The organism is Rathayibacter sp. AY1D1 (assembly GCF_002932635.1).
Classification (GTDB): Bacteria; Actinomycetota; Actinomycetes; order Actinomycetales; family Microbacteriaceae; genus Rathayibacter.
This window is the reverse complement of sequence record NZ_PSVY01000023.1, coordinates 1-17,003: the sequence shown is the minus strand read 5'-3', so window position 1 is coordinate 17,003 and position 17,003 is coordinate 1. Positions and strand designations below refer to the sequence as shown.

Genomic DNA, 17,003 nt, shown 5'->3' with positions numbered 1-17,003 from the left:
GGCCGAGCATGACCGGCACCGATCCCGACGCCGCCGTGGGGTTCCGACCCGACCAGCTGGACGGCTTCCGCATCGGGGTCACCTCCGACCGCCGCTCCGAGGACCTGATCGCCGCGTTCGAGCGCCGCGGTGCCGCCGTCACGCACGCCCCCACCATCCGAATGCGCGGCGTCGACACCGAGGGCGCGCTCGAGGAGGAGACCCGCGCCATCGTCGCCGCCCGTCCCGACGTGCTCCTCGCCACCACCTCCTACGGCCTGCGGCGCTGGCTCGAGGCCGCGGACGCCGCGGGGATCGAGCTGGCCGACGCGCTGTCCTCCGCGCGGATCCTCGTCCGCGGACCCAAGGCGCGCGGAGCGATCCGTGCGGCGGGTCTCGACGACCACGGGATGAGCGAGCGCGAGACGACCACCTCCCTCGTCGACCTGGCTCTGCGCGAGGGCGTCGCCGGCCGCACGATCGCGGTGCAGCTGCACGGATTCACCGACCCGGCTCAGCTGCAGCGTCTCCGCGACGCCGGCGCCCGGGTGCTCACGGCCGCGCCCTACCGCTGGAGCGTGCACGAGGACTCCGCCCGGGTGCTGCGGCTGATCGACGCGGTCTGCGGAGGGGGCATCGACGCCGTCACCTTCACCAGCGCGCCGGCGGTGGAGGCGCTCTTCACGGTCGCGGAGGCCGCGGGCCGCCTCGACGACCTCCAGGCGGCCTTCCGCGAGACGGTGGTCGCCGCCGCCGTCGGCCCCGTGACCGCAGTACCTCTGGTCGAGGCAGGGATCCTCCCGGTCGTGCCGGACCGGTTCCGGATGGGTGCGCTCATCCGCCTGACCTGCGAGCACCTCGAGCAGGCGTCGCCCCGCATCGAGACGGCCTTCGGCACTCTTGAGCTCCGAGGCCGGCACGCCGTCCTGGCCGGGATCCGGGTGGCGCTGACCCCGGTCGCGCTCGCGCTGTTCCGGACTCTCGTCGCCGCCGAGGGCGCGACCGTCGCGCGTCACGTCCTCGCGGCCTCCGCGCCGGAGGCTCTCGACGACCACGCGGTCGACGTCGCCGTCAGCCGCCTCCGTCAGGCTCTCCCCGAACCGCGGCTCGTGGCGACGGTGATCAAGCGCGGCTACCGGCTCGCGACCCCGCTCTGAGTGGCAACGCGATGCGGCTGCGGCCCTCTCCGCGCCCGTTGGCGCGGCTCCAGGCGTCCATCGCAGGAGGCCGCGACTCCGCTCGTTCGGCACACGCCGCTCACCACGAGTGGACGCGCGACGGGGGCGACGCGACCGAGGTCGCGGACGGGCGACCGTTCGAGGCCGCGCCGGGCGCGGTGCCACACTGAGCGCGTGGGCAGGCTGAGGGTCATCGTCGCGCCCGACTCCTTCAAGGGGTCGGCGAGCGCGGTCGAGGTCGCGCGGGCGATCGCCGAGGGCTGGAGCGCTGCGCGCGCGGGGGACGAGATCGTCCTCGCGCCGATGGCCGACGGGGGAGAGGGCACGGTCGAGGCCTTCGCGCTCGCGGTCCCGGGGTCGCAGCGGCTGCCGGTCGTCGTGCCCGGCCCGGACTCCCGGCCGGTCCGCGCCTGGTGGCTGCTGCTCCCCGACGGGACAGCCGTCGTCGAGCTCGCCTCCACGAGCGGCATCACGCTGCTCGACCCGCTCCGACCGCTCACCGCGCACACGCGCGGCTTCGGCCGCGCGATCGCCGCCGCCCTCGACGCGGGGGCGCACGCCCTGCTGCTGGCGATCGGCGGCAGCGCCTCGACCGACGGCGGAGTCGGAGCGCTCTGCGAGCTCGGCGCACGCTTCTCCACCGCCTCCGGCCGCGACCTCGGCGAGGGAGGCGGTGCGCTGCCCGCGCTCGCCGCCGCCGACCTCCGCGCGCTGCGTCCTCTGCCGCCCGGAGGCGCGGTCGTGCTCAGCGACGTCGCGACCCCGCTGCTCGGCGACTCCGGGGCGGCCCGCGTCTTCGGACCGCAGAAGGGGGCCGGCCCCGAGGACGTCCTCCTCCTCGAGAGCGGCCTCCGCCGTCTCGCTGCGCACCTGGACGCGGATCCCGATGCGCCGGGCTCCGGGGCGGCGGGCGGGACGGGCTTCGGGCTGCTCGCCTGGGGCGCGCGCCCGACCTCCGGCGCCGACGCCGTCGGACGGGCGATCGGGCTCCCGGCGCTCCTCGCGGGCGCGGACGTCGTCATCACGGGGGAGGGGCGCTTCGACGCGCAGTCCGCCGCCGGCAAGGTCCCGGTGCACGTCCTCGCGCTCGCTGAGGCGGCCGGGGCGCGGACGCTCCTCGTCGCCGGGGCGATCGCGGCGCCGACTCCCGGCTTCACCGCTGCGGTGTCGCTGACGGAGGCGGCGGGCTCCTCGTCCGCGGCCCTCGCGGACCCGTTCCCGCACCTGCGCGCCGTCGCCCGGGAGTGGGCCGCGCAGCTCCTCTGACCGTTCGCGGTGTCGGTGGTCGGGCGTACCGTCCGGGCATGCCCCGAGATGCGATCCGACCACCACATCTTGTGGTCGAGCCGCCGCGCGGACCCCACCGGTCGGGCATGCCGACACGCCGTGGCGCGTTGTACACAGTGAACGGGATCCTTCTGTCCACACCTGTGGATGGTTCGTGCGGATCCGCGTCCTTCCGCGGTTCCACGGGCTCCGGCCTGTGGATGAACGGGGGAGGAACCGGTGGATAACTACACGGCTGTAACTACTACGTCTAGTGGGCTGACACCGGCCCGCCCCCTATATGTAGTATTGCTGAGCAGGTCGGAGCGAGAGCCCCACCGGCACCCAGAACTCACCCGGACCACCCTCCGACCCCGCCCGCATCGCGAGCCGCCGGTCGGGGAGCGGCACCGGGACACCCCCTCCGAAAGGCGACACCCATGGCTGTGACGGTCTACACCAAGCCCTCCTGCGTCCAGTGCACCGCGACGTACCGCGCCCTCGACAGCAAGGGCATCGACTACGAGGTGTTCGACCTCTCCGTGGACGAGAAGGCCCTCGAGGCCGTCAAGGCCCTCGGCTACCTCCAGGCGCCGGTCGTCATCACGGACGACGACCACTGGTCCGGCTTCCGCCCCGACAAGATCGCGACCCTCTGAGGCGCACGGACGGCGATCCGCGACGTCGTCGGCGGGCGCCGTAGCGCCGCTGCGGCTTCCTCCTCCGCCTTGCGGCTCACCGCGCAGTCGCCTCGGAGGCGGGACCGAGAACAGCAGCTGACGGGGAGAGGGGCCGAAGGATGAGCGGGCTCGTGTACTTCTCCAGCAGCTCGGGGAACACGCACCGGTTCATCGAGAAGCTCGGACGGCCGGCGCAGCGCATCCCGCTCCACGCCCGCCGCGACGGAGCCGCCCTCGACACGCTCCACGTCCACGAGCCGTACGTGCTCGTCCTCCCCACCTACGGCGGCGGCAACGGCGGAGGAGCGGTCCCCAAGCAGGTCATCCGGTTCCTCAACGATCCGTGCAACCGCTCCCTGATCCGCGGCGTCATCGGCGCCGGCAACACGAACTTCGGCGAGGCGTACTGCCTCGCCGGCGACATCATCGCCCGCAAGTGCGAGGTGCCGCACCTCTATCGATTCGAAGTATTCGGAACACCCGACGACGTCCGCGCCGTCGACGAAGGATTGGACACGTTTTGGACGCAGCAGTGATCGACGCTCCCCGCGACGCCGCACAGATGGACTACCACTCGCTCAACGCGATGCTGAACCTCTACGGCCCGAACGGAGAGATCCAGTTCGACAAGGACCGCGAGGCCGCTCGCGAGTTCTTCCTGCAGCACGTCAACCAGAACACGGTGTTCTTCCACACGCTCAAGGAGCGCCTCGACTACCTGGTCGAGAAGGAGTACTACGAGCAGGCCGTGCTCGACCAGTACTCGTTCGAGTTCATCCAGCAGCTCAACGACCTGGCGTACTCGAAGAAGTTCCGCTTCGCGACCTTCCTCGGCGCGTTCAAGTACTACACCTCGTACACGCTCAAGACGTTCGACGGGAAGCGCTACCTCGAGCGCTTCGAGGACCGCGTCGTGATGACCGCCCTCGGCCTCGCCCAGGGCGACGAGACGCTCGCGACCGCCCTCGTCGAGGAGATCGTCGCCGGCCGCTTCCAGCCCGCGACCCCGACCTTCCTCAACACCGGCAAGGCACAGCGCGGCGAGCTCGTCTCCTGCTTCCTGCTGCGCATCGAGGACAACATGGAGTCGATCGCCCGCGGCATCAACTCCGCGCTCCAGCTCTCCAAGCGCGGCGGCGGCGTCGCCCTCTCGCTCTCGAACATCCGCGAGGCCGGCGCCCCGATCAAGCAGATCGAGAACCAGTCCTCGGGCATCATCCCCGTGATGAAGCTCCTCGAGGACAGCTTCAGCTACGCCAACCAGCTCGGCGCGCGCCAGGGCGCGGGAGCGGTGTACCTCTCGGCGCACCACCCCGACATCCTCCGCTTCCTCGACACCAAGCGCGAGAACGCCGACGAGAAGATCCGCATCAAGACGCTCTCCCTCGGCGTCGTCGTGCCCGACATCACGTTCGAGCTCGCGAAGAACAACGAGGACATGTACCTCTTCTCGCCCTACGACGTCGAGCGCGTCTACGGCATCCCCTTCGGCGACATCTCCCTCTCGGAGAAGTACCGCGAGATGGTCGACGACCCGCGCATCAAGAAGACCAAGATCTCGGCGCGCGAGTTCTTCCAGACCATCGCCGAGATCCAGTTCGAGTCGGGCTACCCCTACATCGTGTTCGAGGACACGGTGAACCAGGCGAACCCGATCAAGGGCCGCATCAACATGTCCAACCTCTGCTCCGAGATCCTCCAGGTCAACACCCCGACGACCTACAACGAGGACCTCTCCTACGCGGAGATCGGCAAGGACATCTCCTGCAACCTCGGCTCGCTGAACATCGCGCTGACGATGGACTCGCCCGACTTCGGCCGCACCATCGAGACCGCGATCCGCGGCCTCACCTCGGTGTCCGACCAGTCGCACATCACCTCGGTCCGCTCGATCGAGGACGGCAACGACAAGTCGCACGCCATCGGCCTCGGCCAGATGAACCTGCACGGCTACCTCGCCCGCGAGCGGATCCACTACGGATCCGAGGAGGGCATCGACTTCACCAACATCTACTTCTACTCGGTGCTGTTCCACGCCCTGCGCGCCTCCAACAACCTCTCCATCGAGCGCGTCACCACCTTCGAGGGCTTCGCCGACTCGAAGTACGCCTCGGGCGAGTTCTTCGACACCTACACCGAGAAGGAGTGGGCGCCGGCCACCGAGCGCGTCTCCCGCCTCTTCGCCGACTCGGGCATCGCGGTCCCCACCCAGGACGACTGGCGTGCGCTCAAGGCCTCGGTCATGGAGCACGGCATCTACAACCAGAACCTGCAGGCCGTCCCGCCGACCGGCTCGATCTCGTACATCAACAACTCGACGTCCTCGATCCACCCGATCGCGTCGAAGATCGAGATCCGCAAGGAGGGCAAGCTCGGCCGCGTCTACTACCCGGCGCCGTTCATGACGAACGACAACCTGGAGTACTACCAGGACGCGTACGAGATCGGCTACGAGAAGATCATCGACACCTACGCCGCCGCCACGCAGCACGTCGACCAGGGCCTCTCGCTCACGCTCTTCTTCAAGGACACGGCGACCACCCGCGACGTCAACCGCGCTCAGATCTACGCCTGGCGCAAGGGCATCAAGACGATCTACTACATCCGCATCCGTCAGCTGGCGCTCGAGGGCACCGAGCTCGACCAGTGCGTCTCGTGCATGCTCTAGAGCACGCAGCCCCACCCCCCTCCGCACGACCCATCCGCAGCAGCGAGAAGGAATCATGACTCCCCCCGAGAAGCTCAAGCTCGTCGACTCCGTCCAGGCGATCAACTGGAACCGGATCCAGGACGACAAGGACGTCGAGGTGTGGAACCGCCTCACGAGCAACTTCTGGCTGCCCGAGAAGGTCCCGCTGTCGAACGACATCCAGTCGTGGAACACGCTCACGCACCAGGAGCAGCAGCTCACCATGCGCGTGTTCACCGGGCTCACCCTGCTCGACACCGTGCAGGGCACCGTCGGCGCCGTCTCGCTCATCCCGGACGCGATCACGCCTCACGAGGAGGCCGTCTACACGAACATCGCGTTCATGGAGTCGGTCCACGCCAAGTCGTACTCCTCGGTGTTCTCGACCCTGTCGAACACCCAGGACATCGACGAGGCCTTCCGCTGGTCGATGGAGAACCCGAACCTGCAGAAGAAGGCGTCCATCGTGATGGACTACTACCGCGGCGACGACCCGCTGAAGCGGAAGGTCGCCTCCACGCTGCTGGAGTCGTTCCTCTTCTACTCGGGCTTCTACCTGCCGATGTACTGGTCCTCGCGCGCCAAGCTCACCAACACGGCCGACCTCGTGCGCCTGATCATCCGCGACGAGGCCGTGCACGGCTACTACATCGGCTACAAGTTCCAGAAGGGGCTCGAGCGGGTCGACCAGGCCAAGCGCGACGAGATCAAGGACTACACGTTCTCGCTGCTCTACGAGCTCTACGACAACGAGGCGCAGTACACGCAGGACCTCTACGACCAGCTCGGCCTGACCGAGGACGTCAAGAAGTTCCTGCACTACAACGCCAACAAGGCGCTGATGAACCTCGGCTACGAGCCGATGTTCCCCAAGCAGGTCACCGATGTGAACCCCGCGATCCTGTCGGCCCTCTCGCCCAACGCGGACGAGAACCACGACTTCTTCTCGGGCTCCGGCTCCTCCTACGTGATCGGCAAGGCCGTGAACACCGAGGACGAGGACTGGGACTTCTAGGCGTCGACACCACGTCCCGGCCTCCACGGCGAACGGCCCCTCCCCTCGCGGGTGAGGGGCCGTTCCTCGTCTCCGGGCGGCGGGCGGGCGCCGGGTCACCGCACCCGGCGAGGCGCCGCCCTGTCGCCGAGGCGCCGTCCTGTCGGCGGCGCCTCGCGCGGCACGTCGGTGTCTCGCGGAGCGGGGCCGGAGCGGCCGTCGTGCGCGCCTCAGAGGGCCAGGCGCATCAGCACCCGGGGGAAGCCGTCGAGCACCGAGGTCGTGTCCGCGGCCTTCTCGAAGCCGGCGCGCTCGAACAGCGAGCGCGTGCCGACGTACGCCATCGTCCGGTCGACCTCCGCACCGGCGTTGTCGACCGGGTAGCCCTCGACCGCCGGTGCCCCGTGGGCTCGGGCGAACTCGACGGCGCCCTCGAGCAGCGGATGCGAGATCCCGCGCCCGCGGAAGCCGGGCCGCACGCGCAGGCACCACACGCTCCACACGTCGAGGGCGTCCACGTGCGGGATGCGCCGGTTCGTCGAGTAGCTCGTGTCGGCCCGGGGGTGCACCGCCGCCCAGCCGACCACCTCCTCGCCGTCGTACGCGAGGACGCCGGGCGGAGGGTCCTCCGCGACGAGCTCCCGCACCCGGGCACCGCGAGCGGGACCGGCGAGAGCCCGGTTCTCGACGGAGGAGCGGAGCCGGTAGCTCAGGCACCAGCACACGCTCGCGTCGGGGCGCTTCGGGCCGACCATCGTCGCCAGGTCGTCGAAGACGGTGGCCGCGCGCACCTCGATCGTCATGGCCGCAGCCTTCCACCGTCGGGGTGCGCGGACAAGCCGTTCAGAACTCAGGACGAACGACGAAGGACTTCCTCCCTGCCGCGGAATCGGGGTCGTGGCACCACGTTCGTCCTGCATCGTGAACGCACTCCGCCGATTCACCACTCCACCGCATGAATCGCACCAGCGCCCCCTGTTGGACGGCGCCCAGGCGGGGCGCCTACCGTGGACGAGGTATCCAACGAAGGAGCACTCCCTGTGAAGCACGTCCCCCTCGGCACCTCCGGTGTCGACTCCCCGAACGTCGTCCTCGGCCTCATGCGCATCCCCGAGATGAGCGACGAGGCGATCCGCGGCCTCGTCGGCGCCGCCCGCGACTCCGGCATCGACTTCTTCGACCACGCCGACGTGTACGGCGGCGAACTGCACCGCTGCGAGGAGCGCTTCGCCGAGGCGATGGCGCTCACCCCGTCGGAGCGTGAGCACGTCGTCCTGCAGACCAAGGCGGGCATCGTCCCGGACGGCCCCTACTTCGACTTCTCGTACGAGCACCTCATCGCCTCGGTCGAGGGCTCGCTGAAGGCGCTGCGCACCGACTACGTCGACGTGCTGCTCCTGCACCGGCCCGACGCGCTCGTCGAGCCCGATGAGGTGGCCCGCGCGTTCGACGAGCTGCACGCGTCCGGCAAGGTGAAGCACTTCGGCGTCTCGAACCAGACGCCGTACCAGATCGAGCTGCTGAAGAAGTCGCTGAACCAGCCGATCGTGGCGAACCAGCTGCAGCTCTCGATCACCCATGCGCCGCTGATCGCGCAGGGTGTCGCCTCCAACATGGTCGGCGAGGACCAGTCCGTCATGCGCGACGCCGGCATCCTCGACTACTGCCGCCTGAACGACATCACCGTCCAGGCCTGGTCGCCCTTCCAGGCGGGGTTCTTCACCGGCGTCTTCCTCGACAACCCGGCCTACCCCGAGCTGAACGCCGTCATCGACCGGCTCGCAGCGACCTACGAGGTCCCGGCGATCGCCGTGGCCACCGCCTGGATCACCCGCCACCCGGCGGGCATGCAGGTCGTGCTCGGCACGACCAACGAGCAGCGCGTGCGCGATGCGGCCCTCGGCTCCGATCTGCCGCTCACGCGGCCGGAGTGGTACGAGCTGTTCCGCGCGGCGGGCTACCTCGTCCCCTAGAGCTCCCACCCCGGAGGAAATGCGCGTCGGCGCAGAGAGGCACGGACTCCCCGGAGTCCGTGCCTCTTCCCGTCCCCGCGAGACGCCGGTCGGAACGCCCGCCGCGGTGTGCCGCGGACCGAAGCGGCATCTCGCGGGGGAGGGGCGGGAATAGGAACGGCACCCCTGCGTTGAACTTGAGCGTAACCGACTCAACTTCCTCAGGAGGACAGGTGCCCGACAACTACAGCGAGGCCGGAGCGAGCTCGTTCGACGACTTCCTCGCCCGCTACCTCGACGGTGAGCGCGCCCGCGCGGCGCGGTCGATCGACCTCAGCCGATTCCTCACCGCCCGTACCCGCGACATCCTGCAGTCCGCAGGACGCTTCGCCCTCGAGCGCGGCCAGACCGAGCTCGACGCCCTGCATGTGCTCCGCGTGCTCATCGACGACGAAACCGTCTCGCAGGCCGTGCGCCGCATCGGCGGCGACCCCGCCGCCATCGCCACCGCCGCGGAGGCGCGCCTCCCGCAGGCCGACGAGGCCCACGCCTCGCAGAACGCGGCCACCATCACCCCCAGCGCGCAGCGCGCGCTGTTCCACGCCTACCAGGTCGCCCGCTCCAGCGGCTCGACCTACATCGAGCCCGAGCACCTCTTCTTCGCGCTCGTGCTCGGCCAGGACGCCCCCGCCGGGCAGGTCCTCGCCCGCGCCGGCGTCACCGCCGAGGCCCTCACCCAGGGCATGCGCGAGACCGAGGCCCCGCAGCAGCAGGAGGCGGGACAGCCCGCCTCCGACACTCCGATGCTCGACAAGTTCGGCACCGACCTCACCGCTCTCGCCCGCGAGGGCCGGCTCGACCCGGTCATCGGGCGCGCCGACGAGATCGAGCAGACCTTCGAGATCCTCAGCCGCCGCACCAAGAACAACCCGGTGCTCGTCGGCGAGGCCGGCGTCGGCAAGACCGCGATCGTCGAGGGCCTGGCCCGCGCGATCGTGGCGGAGGAGGTCCCCGAGCAGCTGCGCGGCAAGCGCGTGATCTCGCTCGACCTCCCCGGCATGCTGGCCGGCACCCGCTACCGCGGCGACTTCGAGGAGCGCCTCACCGGCACCATGGACGAGATCGCGGCCCACTCCGGCGAGCTGATCGTCTTCATCGACGAGGTCCACACCGTCGTCGGTGCGGGCGGCGGCGGCGAGGGCGGCATGGACGCGGGCAACATCCTCAAGCCGCGTCTGGCCCGAGGCGACCTGCACCTCGTCGGCGCCACCACGCTCAAGGAGTACCGCACCATCGAGAAGGACCCGGCACTGGAGCGGCGCTTCCAGCCGGTCCGCGTCGGCGAGCCCGGCATCGAGGACGCGGTCGCCATCCTGCACGGCCTGCGCCCCGCCTACGAGGAGCACCACCGCGTGCGCTTCACGGACGAGGCCCTGCGCGCCTCCGTCGAGCTCTCGGCCCGGTACCTCACCGACCGCGTGCTGCCCGACAAGGCGATCGACCTGATCGACCAGGCCGGCGCGCGCCTCCGCCTCCGCCTCGGAGCCGGCGTCGACACCGGAGCTCTGCTCGAGCGTCTGGCGACCCTGGAGGCCGACAAGAACGCGGCCGTCTCGGCCGAGCACTACGAGGAGGCGTCCCGCGTCCGCGACGAGATCAGCGCCGTGCAGGCGGAGCTCGACGCGGCCACCGGCAGTGCCCCCGCGGAGGCGGTCGTCGGCGAGACCGAGATCGCGGCCGTCATCGCCCGCGCCACCGGCATCCCGGTGTCGCGGCTCACGGAGGGGGAGCGCGAGCGCCTCGCCCACCTCGAGACCGAGCTGCACCAGCGGGTCATCGGCCAGGACGACGCGGTCACCGCGGTCGCCCGGGCCGTCCGCCGCAGCCGCACAGGCCTCGGCGACTCCTCGCGCCCGGTCGGCTCGTTCCTCTTCCTCGGTCCGACCGGTGTCGGCAAGACGGAGCTGGCGCGCACCCTCGCGGGCTCCCTCTTCGCCGATGAGCAGTCGGTCATCCGCTTCGACATGAGCGAGTTCGGCGAGCGTCACACGGTCTCGCGGCTGGTCGGCGCCCCTCCCGGGTACGTCGGCTACGACGAGGCCGGTCAGCTGACCGAGCGCGTGCGCCGGAACCCGTACTCGGTGGTCCTCTTCGACGAGATCGAGAAGGCGCACCCCGACGTGTTCAACCTGCTGCTGCAGGTGCTCGACGACGGGCGTCTGACCGACGGCCAGGGGCGGACGGTCGACTTCCGCAACACGGTGATCATCATGACCTCGAACCTCGGCTCGGAGTTCCTGGCCTCGCGGTCGGGTGCGCTCGGCTTCGTCGCTCAGAGCGACGCGTCGGCCGAGGGCTTCGCCTCGGAGAAGGACCTGCGCGATCGCGTCATGGGCCGACTCCGCGAGGCGATGCGCCCCGAGTTCCTCAACCGGATCGACGAGATCGTCCTGTTCCGCCGCCTCGGCCGCGAGCAGCTGCGGGAGATCGTCGGCATCGTCCTCGACACCACGCGCTCCCGCCTCGCTCACCGCGAGGTGACGCTCGAGGTGACGGAGGCGGCCGTCGACTGGCTCGCCGAGAACGGCTACGAGCCGCAGTACGGCGCCCGGCCCCTCCGCCGGCTCGTCCAGCGCTCCATCGACGACCGGATCGCCGACCTGTTCGTCAGCGGCGAGGTCTCCGACGGAGGCGCGGTCCGCGTCGACGCCGTCGCCGGCGAGCTGCTGGTGACCTCGGCCGCCGCCCTCCCGCTGGCCGCGTAGCCGGTCCCGCTCCGACCCCCGTCCCTCCTCCTTCCGCGAGACACCGCTCGTGACGACGGCACCGCCCGTCGTCGCGAGCGGCGCCCGCGGAGGGGGAGGGGCGGGGGTCTTCGCGTCCCCACGGCTTGCCACAGCGGTCCGGGCGGGATAGACACGAGAGCACGAGAACCGGAGGCACGATGTCGAACCCGCGCTACTACGACCCCGTGGGCAAGGCGGTCCGGGCGCTGCTCGTGCTGAGCCTCGTCTGCTTCGCCCTGGCGGTGGGCATGTTCGCCCTCGACATCGTCATGCCCGGCACCATGACGGACGAGCGACGGCCCTGGGCCGAGGCCAGCGGGGCGCTCGCCTCGTTCGGCGTGCTGGCCCTCATCGTCTACTTCGCGACCGTCGCGATCGTCGGCGCGATCCGGGGGCGCGGGCAGTAGCCCCGGCTCCGACGCCGTCGTCCGACAGGAACGCGTCCGGCCCGCGGGATCCGAGGATCCTCGCGGGCCGGACGCGTTCTCGCGAGCCGTCGGGCGCCGGTCAGGGGCACTTCTTCGCGGTGATCGTCACCTTCAGCGTGGCGTCCGGAGCGACGGGGGAGCCGCCGGCCGGCTCCTGCCCGGTGACCTGGCCGGCGTCGGGCGCCTTCGGATCCTCGGCGCAGGCGAGCGTGATCTTCGTGAAGCCGGCGGCGCCGAAGGCGTTCTTCGCGGCCTCCAGATCCTGGCCCGTCACGTTCGGCACGGTCTTCTGGTTGCCGGAGCTGGTGAACACGGTGATCGCGGTGCCGCGCGGGGCCGAGCCCGACGGGTCGGCGCGGGTGACCGTCCCGACCGCGGCGTCGCTCGCCTCCGTGCCGCCCTGCACGACGCCGAAGCCGGCCGCCTCGAGCTTGGCCTCGGCGTCGGCGGAGGAGAGCCCGACGACATCCGGGATGTCGACCTTCGGGACGACCTGCAGCGAGCCGTCGGCCTCCGGGAACGCCGTCCCGCCGTACGTCGCGTCGGCGGCGCGCATGACGACCGGCCAGATGCGGTGGCGCGCGGTGGCGGCGGATCCGGAGTCGAAGGAGTAGCGGCCGAGGCGCAGGTTCGCGTCACCCTTCACGTTGAACACGCCGACGGCGGTCGCGACGCGGGTGCTCGCTCCGGTCATCCAGGTGGCCTTCGCGTCGTCGGTGGTGCCGGTCTTGCCGATCAGCGGAACGCCGTCGCCGGTGCGGGAGGCCACGGCCGTCCCTCCGCCGGTGAAGGTCGCCTGCAGCGCGACGGCCGCGGTGGCGGCGACGTTGCGGTCGATCGACTGGCGGCAGTTCGCCGGGGGCACCGGCTGGTCGGCTCCGGCGGAGTCGGTGATGCGGTCGATCGCGACGGGGTCGCAGGTCGTGCCGCCGGAGGCGATGGTGGCGAAGGCGCCGGCCATCGAGAGGGGCGAGACGTAGTTCGTGCCGAGCACCGACGACGGGTTGTGCTCGAGCTCCTCGCCGCTGCCCTGCTTCACGCCCATGTCGACCGCGGTGTCGCGGATGCCGCACAGGTCGAGCTCACGGGCCATGCCGACGAAGCCGGTGTTGAGGGAGGTCTTCGTGAAGGACACCGGGGTGCCGACCTCGCCGGTGCCGCCCTCGTCGTTCTTCGCGCTCGTCTCGTTGCTCGTGTCGGTGCCGCCGGAGACGCAGGAGTCCGTGAAGGTGCCCCAGGTGGACTTGCGCGTCCCGTCGACCGACTCGTTGATGCTGTGGCCCTCCTTCAGCCACTCCACCAGCGTGAAGAGCTTGTAGGTCGAGCCCGGCTGGATCCCGGAGGATCCGCCGTTGGCCCGATCGGTGCTGTAGTTCACGGCGCTGTAGGACGGGTCGGTCGTGAGGACGTCCGGATCCTGCGAGTACTTCTTGTTCTGCGTCATCGCGAGCACGCGCCCGGATCCGACCTCGACGCTGACCGAGACGGCTCCGACGTCGAAGTTCCAGGTCTGCGGGACCTGCGCGTCGACGGCGGCGACGGCCGCGTCCTGCAGGCCGACGTCGAGCGTCGTGTAGACGTCGAGGCCGCCGCGGCGGAAGTTCGTCCAGCGGGTGTCCTCGTCGGCGCCGAAGATCTCGTTGTTCTTCAGGACGTTGGTGACGTAGTCGCAGAAGAAGCCCGCGTTGCCCGCGGTCGAGCAGCCGGTGCTGGGCTGGGTGATGCGGGGCTCGATCGGAGTGGCGACGGCGGCGTCGTGGTCCTCCTGCGAGATCTTCCCCTCCTCGAGCATCTTGCCGATGATGTAGTCGCGGCGGTCCTTGTTGCGGGCGTAGCCGTTCGCGGCGCCGTTGTCCGGGTTGTCGGGCTGGTCGATCCGCAGGACGGCCGGGTTGTTGACGATCGCGATGAGGCTCGCGGCCTGGGCGATCGAGAGGTCCGCGGCCGAGGTCGCGTAGTAGTAGTTCGCGGCGGTCTCGAGGCCGTAGGTGGTGCCTCCGAAGAACGCGATGTTGAGGTAGCCCTGGAGGATCTGGTCCTTCGTGTACTGCTTCTCGAGCCCGATGGCGAGCTTCATCTCGCGGAGCTTGCGCTCGGGGGAGGTCCGGGTGGCCTCGTCGATCGCGGCCGCGCGCTCGGCGTCGTCCGAGATGTTGCGGACGGCCTTCTCGACGAGGACGTTCTTCACGTACTGCTGGGTGATCGAGGATCCGCCCTGCACGTCGTTGCCGAGCACGTAGGTCTGCGCGACGGCGCGGAGCGTGCCGGGGAGGTCGACTCCGCCGTGGTCGTAGAAGCGGGGGTCCTCACCCGAGACGGCGGCGTCCTTGGCGGCCTGGGCGATGCGGTCGAGCGGCACCTCGACGCGGTTCTCGACGTAGAAGGAGGCGAGCAGCTGCGGGCCGTCGGAGCCGGTCGCGTAGATGTTGCTCTTCTCGGAGAGCTTGTCGACCTCGAGGTAGTCGGGCAGGCCGTCGAAGACGCCGATCGACTGGTTCGCGGCGACTCCGGCGAGCGCCACAGCCGGGGTGACGGTGGCGGTCACGAGGACTCCGGCCACGACGCTCATGCCCAGGAAGCCCACGATCGCCTTGACCACACCACCGGTGGTCCTTCTGTCGGACGCCAAACCTTCTCCTTCGCGAATCCCCCCGGATGCTGCGACGACCGCGGCCGACGCCCTGCACGCTCCGTGCGGCAGGTCAACCTCGACAGACTAACCCGAGAGCCCCCGAAGACGAAGGCCCGGCCAGAGGCCTGAAAAGACCCTGACCGCGACCCGGGGGACGGTGTTCCCTAGGCTGTCGGCATGGCGAGCCCCTCCTCCGACCCCGGACCGGCCGACGCGACGACCCCGGAGGCCGCTCCGGTCGCGCCCCCGCAGGCCGTCCCCGCACCGCCCACGGGCGCCCTCTCGTACGCTCTCGGCTTCCTCGCGTTCATCGGGATCCCGTTCCTCAGCCTGATCGTGGGCGGCATCGTCATGGCGTCCGTGTACCCCTCCGCCCGGAGGAAGGGCGGGCTCGCCGCCGAGAACGCGCGGAACGCGGCGAACTGGGGTCTGACGGTGATCCTGATCGGGGTCGTGACGCTCGGCGCGCACGTCGTGCTGCTCTTCGCCGCCTCCGACACCCCGCTCGCGAAGGGCTTCTACCCGATCGGCATCCCGATCACGCTGTTCGCCGTGCTCTGGCTGGTGCACTTCGTGCTGATCATCTGCGGACTGGTGAAGGCGAACCAGCGCGAGGTGTTCCGTCCGCGCATCGCGATCCCGTTCCTCCGCCCGCCCGCGGCCTGAGCTCAGGCGCCGACGGGCCAGAGGTAGTCGAGCCCCGGCGGCGTGCCGGGGAACAGCGGGCCGTAGTGGTCCTCGTCCTTGGCCACGAGCTTCGAGCGGTGCGAGAGGTGCAGCCGCTCGTCGCCGAACCACGGCGGGAGCGGGTAGTCGCCGGTCAGGTAGGCGGCGAGATCCTCCGGGGCGGCGGCGAGGGCCTCCTCGGTCTTCACGAGGCACGTGTCGGCGAAGCCGCGCTCCGTCCACTCCGCGCAGGTCTCGCGCTGGTAGGTCATCAGCGCCGGCCGGTAGCCCCGCCACATCCGCGTGACGGGGTGGTTCTGCCAGCCGTACCCCGGGACGGTCAGCGCCCGCATGACCTGCAGCGTCTCGACGCGCTGCTTGCCGAGCCGCTTGCCGTCGAGGGCGCGGACGCTGCGGTGGAAGTCGGGGTAGGGGAGGAAGGTCTGCACGCCTCCCAGTCAACAGCGGCCCGTCTCCCTCCGGCCACCCTCCCGTCACGCCGATGTCGCCTGGCGTGCGTAGCGTCCGGGGCATGACCGGACTCCCCCTCCTCGCCACCGACGACGTGCAGCTGCGCTGGGCGCGGCCCGAGGTCCTCGACTCCGCCCGCCACCGGATGCTGCGCCTGCTCACCCTCGCCGAGCGCCTGCGCTACGAGGCGACGAGTCGGCGCGAGGTCCGGGACGGCTTCCTCCTCGGCCGGGTCCTCGTGCGCGAGCTTGCCGCCGAGACGCTCGGGATCGATCCCCTCGAGGTAGCCGTGGACGCGCGCTGCGAGCGCTGCTCCGGACCGCACGGCCGCCCGGTGCTCGGCGGCGAGCACCCGGCGCTGGAGCGGATGCGGATCAGCATCGCGCACTGCGACGGCGCGGTGGTCGCGGCGCTGGCGACCGGACGCGACATCGGGATCGACGCGGTGCGCGCCCGCACCGTCCGCGACCGCGTGGCCTCCGGGGCGACGACGGCGGAGCAGGTGCTCGCCGATCTGCGCTCGCAGGCGGTCGCGAAGGCCGACGGGCGTGGGACCTCGAGCGACGAGCCCGTCCGCTTCCGCACCAGGGAGGGTGCGACCGAGGCCTGGATCGAGGGCTCGAGCCGCTACTTCGCCGTCTCGGAGCCGACGGTCCACTCCGCGCTCGTCGTGGCGGTCGCGGTCGCTCAGGAGTGACCGCGGGGCGCGGTCCCCGGCCGTTGCGCTGGTCCGCGCCTAGGCGAACAGCGACAGCGTGATCGTCGAGCGGTAGGAGCCGGCCTCGACGTCCGGCTCGGCCAGCAGCCGCAGCTCGGCGTCGGCGCTCCAGGTGCCGGCCCCGCCGGCGGCTCCGAGCAGCAGCGCGTCGCGCAGGCCCGCGCCGCCCTCGAGGGAGGAGGCGACCGGATCGCCCGCGACGGCGCCGGTGCCGGTGATCAGGCGCGGGGTCCAGCCGAGGTGGTCGGCTCCGATCGAGGCGCTCGCGCCGGTGAGGGCGCTCGCCGAGGCGAGGACGTACCAGTCGTTCTGCGCGCCGACGCGCGAGTCGGTGACGGTGACCGTGGGGATCCCGCCCGTGAACCGGCGCTGGAGGGCGGTGGAGCCCGACTCGGCGAGGTCGACGGCGTCGGCGGCGACGGAGAGCGAGAGGGAGCCGGGCTGCGCCGGAGGGGTGATGTCGACGTCGACGTCCACTCCGTCGAGGTCGTGGAGCAGGGGCGGCGTGCGGACCGGGTCCTCGCCGGTGAGGGGATCGGCGGCGTCGGGCGGGGTGGCGGAGGG

15 protein-coding genes are annotated in these 17,003 nt (G+C 71.0%); 11 read left to right on the top strand and 4 right to left on the bottom strand.

Features of this window, described 5'->3' with window-relative positions; all coding sequences use genetic code 11:
* The first annotated feature begins 8 nt into the window (after nucleotides 1–8).
* From C5C56_RS13300 to nrdF, 6 genes are all read left to right on the top strand, one after another.
* On the top strand, nucleotides 9–1,136 hold the full coding sequence (locus C5C56_RS13300; RefSeq protein WP_104319765.1) for a uroporphyrinogen-III synthase: 1,128 nt from the start codon (nucleotides 9–11) through the stop codon (nucleotides 1,134–1,136).
* Between the two features lie 204 nt (nucleotides 1,137–1,340).
* Nucleotides 1,341–2,423 (top strand): glycerate kinase, encoded by a 1,083-nt coding sequence (locus tag C5C56_RS13295; RefSeq protein ID WP_219813899.1) that lies wholly within the window; start codon nucleotides 1,341–1,343, stop codon nucleotides 2,421–2,423.
* Between the two features lie 440 nt (nucleotides 2,424–2,863).
* The gene (gene nrdH, locus C5C56_RS13290; protein ID WP_068255139.1) at nucleotides 2,864–3,082 is read left to right on the top strand and encodes a glutaredoxin-like protein NrdH; all 219 of its coding nucleotides are present in this window, start codon (nucleotides 2,864–2,866) and stop codon (nucleotides 3,080–3,082) included.
* 140 nt (nucleotides 3,083–3,222) lie between these two features.
* A complete protein-coding gene (gene nrdI, locus C5C56_RS13285; protein WP_104224357.1) occupies nucleotides 3,223–3,639 on the top strand; it encodes a class Ib ribonucleoside-diphosphate reductase assembly flavoprotein NrdI in 417 nt (138 codons plus the stop codon).
* A gap of 26 nt (nucleotides 3,640–3,665) precedes the next feature.
* The gene (gene nrdE / locus C5C56_RS13280; protein ID WP_104319773.1) at nucleotides 3,666–5,771 is read left to right on the top strand and encodes a class 1b ribonucleoside-diphosphate reductase subunit alpha; all 2,106 of its coding nucleotides are present in this window, start codon (nucleotides 3,666–3,668) and stop codon (nucleotides 5,769–5,771) included.
* Between the two features lie 55 nt (nucleotides 5,772–5,826).
* The gene (nrdF, locus tag C5C56_RS13275) at nucleotides 5,827–6,807 is read left to right on the top strand and encodes a class 1b ribonucleoside-diphosphate reductase subunit beta (RefSeq protein WP_104224358.1); all 981 of its coding nucleotides are present in this window, start codon (nucleotides 5,827–5,829) and stop codon (nucleotides 6,805–6,807) included.
* A 209-nt stretch (nucleotides 6,808–7,016) separates the two neighbouring features.
* Here the strand turns inward: nrdF and C5C56_RS13270 are convergent, their stop codons facing one another.
* The gene (locus C5C56_RS13270) at nucleotides 7,017–7,589 is read right to left on the bottom strand and encodes a GNAT family N-acetyltransferase (RefSeq protein WP_104269654.1); all 573 of its coding nucleotides are present in this window, start codon (nucleotides 7,587–7,589) and stop codon (nucleotides 7,017–7,019) included.
* Nucleotides 7,590–7,826: 237 nt separating this feature from the next.
* On the opposite strand from C5C56_RS13270, the gene C5C56_RS13265 reads away from it, so the two are divergent.
* The 3 genes from C5C56_RS13265 (at nucleotide 7,827) to C5C56_RS13255 (ending at nucleotide 11,931) form a co-directional block, all read left to right on the top strand.
* A complete protein-coding gene (locus C5C56_RS13265; protein ID WP_258063708.1) occupies nucleotides 7,827–8,759 on the top strand; it encodes an aldo/keto reductase family oxidoreductase in 933 nt (310 codons plus the stop codon).
* 212 nt (nucleotides 8,760–8,971) lie between these two features.
* Nucleotides 8,972–11,503, top strand: coding sequence for an ATP-dependent Clp protease ATP-binding subunit (locus C5C56_RS13260; RefSeq protein WP_104319763.1), 2,532 nt, complete (start codon nucleotides 8,972–8,974; stop codon nucleotides 11,501–11,503).
* A gap of 179 nt (nucleotides 11,504–11,682) precedes the next feature.
* A complete protein-coding gene (locus C5C56_RS13255) occupies nucleotides 11,683–11,931 on the top strand; it encodes a hypothetical protein (RefSeq protein ID WP_104224361.1) in 249 nt (82 codons plus the stop codon).
* A gap of 100 nt (nucleotides 11,932–12,031) precedes the next feature.
* On the opposite strand, the gene C5C56_RS13250 is transcribed toward C5C56_RS13255, so the two are convergent.
* Nucleotides 12,032–14,581 (bottom strand): transglycosylase domain-containing protein, encoded by a 2,550-nt coding sequence (locus C5C56_RS13250; RefSeq protein ID WP_258060600.1) that lies wholly within the window; start codon nucleotides 14,579–14,581, stop codon nucleotides 12,032–12,034.
* A 180-nt stretch (nucleotides 14,582–14,761) separates the two neighbouring features.
* Between C5C56_RS13250 and C5C56_RS13245 the strand changes: the two genes are divergently transcribed.
* Nucleotides 14,762–15,250 (top strand): DUF4870 domain-containing protein, encoded by a 489-nt coding sequence (locus tag C5C56_RS13245; protein WP_104247716.1) that lies wholly within the window; start codon nucleotides 14,762–14,764, stop codon nucleotides 15,248–15,250.
* 2 nt (nucleotides 15,251–15,252) lie between these two features.
* Here C5C56_RS13245 and C5C56_RS13240 read toward each other — a convergent pair whose 3' ends face one another.
* A complete protein-coding gene (locus C5C56_RS13240; protein ID WP_104224363.1) occupies nucleotides 15,253–15,699 on the bottom strand; it encodes an MSMEG_6728 family protein in 447 nt (148 codons plus the stop codon).
* Nucleotides 15,700–15,782: 83 nt separating this feature from the next.
* Between C5C56_RS13240 and C5C56_RS13235 the strand changes: the two genes are divergently transcribed.
* A complete protein-coding gene (locus tag C5C56_RS13235) occupies nucleotides 15,783–16,418 on the top strand; it encodes a 4'-phosphopantetheinyl transferase superfamily protein (RefSeq protein ID WP_104247717.1) in 636 nt (211 codons plus the stop codon).
* A gap of 39 nt (nucleotides 16,419–16,457) precedes the next feature.
* Here the strand turns inward: C5C56_RS13235 and C5C56_RS17965 are convergent.
* Nucleotides 16,458–17,003, bottom strand: a 546-nt coding sequence (locus C5C56_RS17965; RefSeq protein ID WP_104319762.1) for a hypothetical protein, incomplete at its 5' end; no start/stop codon positions are given.

Coding starts and splice junctions, on each gene's coding strand:
- C5C56_RS13300 (WP_104319765.1), top strand. CDS start 9: ATGACCGGCACCGATCCCGACGCCGCCGTGGGGTTCCGACCCGACCAG.
- nrdH (WP_068255139.1), top strand. CDS start 2,864: ATGGCTGTGACGGTCTACACCAAGCCCTCCTGCGTCCAGTGCACCGCG.
- nrdI (WP_104224357.1), top strand. CDS start 3,223: ATGAGCGGGCTCGTGTACTTCTCCAGCAGCTCGGGGAACACGCACCGG.
- nrdE (WP_104319773.1), top strand. CDS start 3,666: ATGGACTACCACTCGCTCAACGCGATGCTGAACCTCTACGGCCCGAAC.
- nrdF (WP_104224358.1), top strand. CDS start 5,827: ATGACTCCCCCCGAGAAGCTCAAGCTCGTCGACTCCGTCCAGGCGATC.
- C5C56_RS13270 (WP_104269654.1), bottom strand. CDS start 7,589: ATGACGATCGAGGTGCGCGCGGCCACCGTCTTCGACGACCTGGCGACG.
- C5C56_RS13255 (WP_104224361.1), top strand. CDS start 11,683: ATGTCGAACCCGCGCTACTACGACCCCGTGGGCAAGGCGGTCCGGGCG.
- C5C56_RS13245 (WP_104247716.1), top strand. CDS start 14,762: ATGGCGAGCCCCTCCTCCGACCCCGGACCGGCCGACGCGACGACCCCG.
- C5C56_RS13235 (WP_104247717.1), top strand. CDS start 15,783: ATGACCGGACTCCCCCTCCTCGCCACCGACGACGTGCAGCTGCGCTGG.